The following is a 2,697-nucleotide window of genomic DNA, read 5'->3' on the forward strand; positions in this document are numbered from 1 at the left end:
ACGGCCCAGGGCACGTCAAGACGCGCCACGGGCACGGGGTAGAAGAGCCAGCCCGTGGCCAGCACGTTGCGCCCCAGATAGGCGGCCACGGCGGCTGCGGCCGGGACGAGGCCCCAGGCCAGCTGCCTGCCCCGGAGCGCGCCGCCCTGCCAGGCCGCCAGCAGGAAGGGCGCGCCGAAGAACACCACGGCCGGGGCCATGGAGAGCTTCACCGTGAGGGCAGTCACCGAGGCCCACAGGGCCAGCCAGCAGGGGAGCAGGCAGCCCGTGCGGCCCAGGTCCGCCAGCCGTGCGGCCGGGGCGCGCAGAAGCTCCAGGGCGGCAAGCAGGGCCAGCAGTTGCGGGGTCTCGTCGTAGCCCAGCGAGGGCATGGCCTCCAGGCAGCGCCAGGCCACGCAGGGCAGCGCGGCGGCGGCGAAGGTCCGCGCGCGGGCGGGGCTCGCCGCGTCCAGGGCGGTGAAGGCGAGATGCGCCACGGCCAGCAGCCGGAAGAAGGCGGCCGCGCCCCAGGCCGAATCGCCGGGGAAGAAGAGCCCGTCGAAGAGCGCGGCGTGCAGGAAGAAGACCGAATTGAAGCCCAGGCGGTCGTGCAGGTTGGCGATGCCCGTCACCAGCGGGTGGTCGGCGGCCCAGCGCACGGAATGCAGGTGATAGAGCCCCGTGTCGCCCAGCACCGGGCGGCCCAGGGCGGTCTGGGCCACGGCGTCGGCCAGGGCCAGGGCCAGGACCGTGAGCAGCCAGGCCCAGGCGCGGCCCGGCCCGCCGTCGGGAGAAAGCCTGGGAGCGCTCCCGCTCCTGCGGCCCGCCGCCAGGAAGACGAGCCCCGCCGCGGCCAGGGCGGCCGCGAGCCAGCGCGCGGTCCCGGCCATGGAGCAGACGAAGGAAGCCAGGGGCAGCAGCGTCAACTCGGCGCAGACCCCGGCCAGCAGAAGGCGCGGCAGGTCCCAGCCGCCCGCGCCTTCGGGCTCCCGCGCGCCGACGGGGCCGCACCCCGTAAAGGACAGACGCGCAACAAGCCCGCCCAGCCCCGCCGCCACGACCGCCTGGAGGAGCGCCAGGGCCAGCACGCCAGCCATGGCCTAGCGGCCGTGCCCTGTCCTGCCCGGTCCGCTGCGGCGCGCTCCGGACAGGGCCTCGCGCAGGACCCGGACCGTCCGGTGCGACGCGTCGCGCAGCAGGGGGGCCAGCAGGTACAGCCCCGTCGCGCCGAAGAGCGCGATGAGCCACCAGCCGTAGGGCAGGGGGTCGAGCTTGAAGACGAAGGGGGTGAAGAGCGTGCTGTACTCCGGGGCGTACCAGCAGAGCATCTCGAAAGCGTAGTCGTTGAACCAGCAGATGGACTGCACGGCCCTGTCGCCGAAGACCACGCCGCTCAGGGCCACCCACACGGAGAAGGACGCGGCCAGGGCCGTCAGGGCGGCCTGCTGCGGGGTCCGGCCCGGGGAGCCCCCTTCGGACGCTCCCGAGGCGGCCAGGGCCGTGCCCAGGGCAAGCGCCGCCGGGAAGCAGGCGAAAAGGAAGAAGCGAGGCCCCCAGCAGAGCCCTCCGTACCAGGCCCACCACTTGGCGTAGACCAGCGCCTCTCCTGCCACGAAGAGGACCATGCCGGTCCACAGGGGCGCGGGGTCGAAACCGTTCACGGGCCTGGGGCGGAAGAAGAGCCCCGGAACGTAGAACAGCAGGCCCTTGCCGAAGGAGAACACGATGGAGAGCAGCCCCAGCGCGAAGGGGTAGCTGAAGCCGGGCAGCCCGGAATAGGGCATGAAGGTCTTGAGCCCGGCGTTGCCCTCGTAGCCTGTGGCCAGGCCGCCGTTGCGCAACCAGACCTCCACGGTCATGAGGAGCGCCGCCCCGGCCGGGGCCAACAGATGCCGCCAGTCGCGCCGCAGCCAGGCGGCGTGCAGGGCGCTGAGCCCCAGGCCCACCAGCACGGCCGGGGTGTTGGCCGCGCCCAGGGCCGCCAGGGACCACCCCGCCAGGGGGCTGCCCTGGTGGACGAGCACGAGCCCCGCGCAGACCAGCACTGCGGTGAACACCTCCCCGAAATAGTTGTTCACGAGGTTGGTGAACATGGAGCCGCACAGCAGCAGAAGCACCACGTTCAGGGCGGCCTCCTCGCCCAGGGGGGCGGCGCAGGCGGCGGTGCAGGAAGGCCAGTCCCGCCAGGAAGAGGCCCAGGTTGAAGCGGGTGAAGAGCGCCCCGTCCAGGCCCAGAAGCCTGTCCAGCAGCAGGAAGGGGGCGGAGGCCAGGGGCATGAGCGAGGAATAGATCATGCCCGTGGAGCGTCCCTCGTCCAGGAGGGTCACGAGCCAGCGGTAGCGCAGCAGGCCGTCGGAATCGACCTTGTAATGGACCAGGGCCAGGGACACGGCCGCCGCCAGGGCCAGGAGGCGTCCCACGGCCAGGCGCGCCGCCGGGGCGTTCCCGAGGCGACCCGGTGCTTGTTGGCTCGGAAGGAAGGGCACGAGGTGCGGCGCGGCCGGATTCCGGTCAGTTCCTGGGGGTGTCGGGGACGGTCACTTCCACGTCGCCGCGCATGCCCACCTTGAGCGTCAGGCCGGGGTTGGGCAGCGAAAGCTGCACCTCGAAGTGGGAGGGCAGCTGGGTCTCCTTCTGCTCGGCCGTGACGTTGATCTGGGTGATGACGGCCTCGCGCGCCTCGCCGGGCATGGACTCGAAGGTGACCCGGGCCTTGT

General features: G+C 72.9%; 2 protein-coding genes and 1 pseudogene. All 3 read right to left on the reverse strand.

Annotated features, from left to right (window positions below):
- A partial coding sequence (locus ACV4UX_RS18480) for an LIC_10190 family membrane protein (protein WP_491594750.1) occupies positions 1 to 1,076 on the reverse strand: 1,076 nt, incomplete at its 3' end.
- 3 nt (positions 1,077 to 1,079) lie between these two features.
- Positions 1,080 to 2,099, reverse strand: coding sequence for a hypothetical protein (locus tag ACV4UX_RS18485; RefSeq protein ID WP_491594751.1), 1,020 nt, complete (start codon positions 2,097 to 2,099; stop codon positions 1,080 to 1,082).
- Between the two features lie 392 nt (positions 2,100 to 2,491).
- A pseudogene (locus ACV4UX_RS18490) lies at positions 2,492 to 2,697 on the reverse strand (HlyD family secretion protein); the annotation flags it as partial.

This window comes from Fundidesulfovibrio sp. (assembly GCF_058402725.1).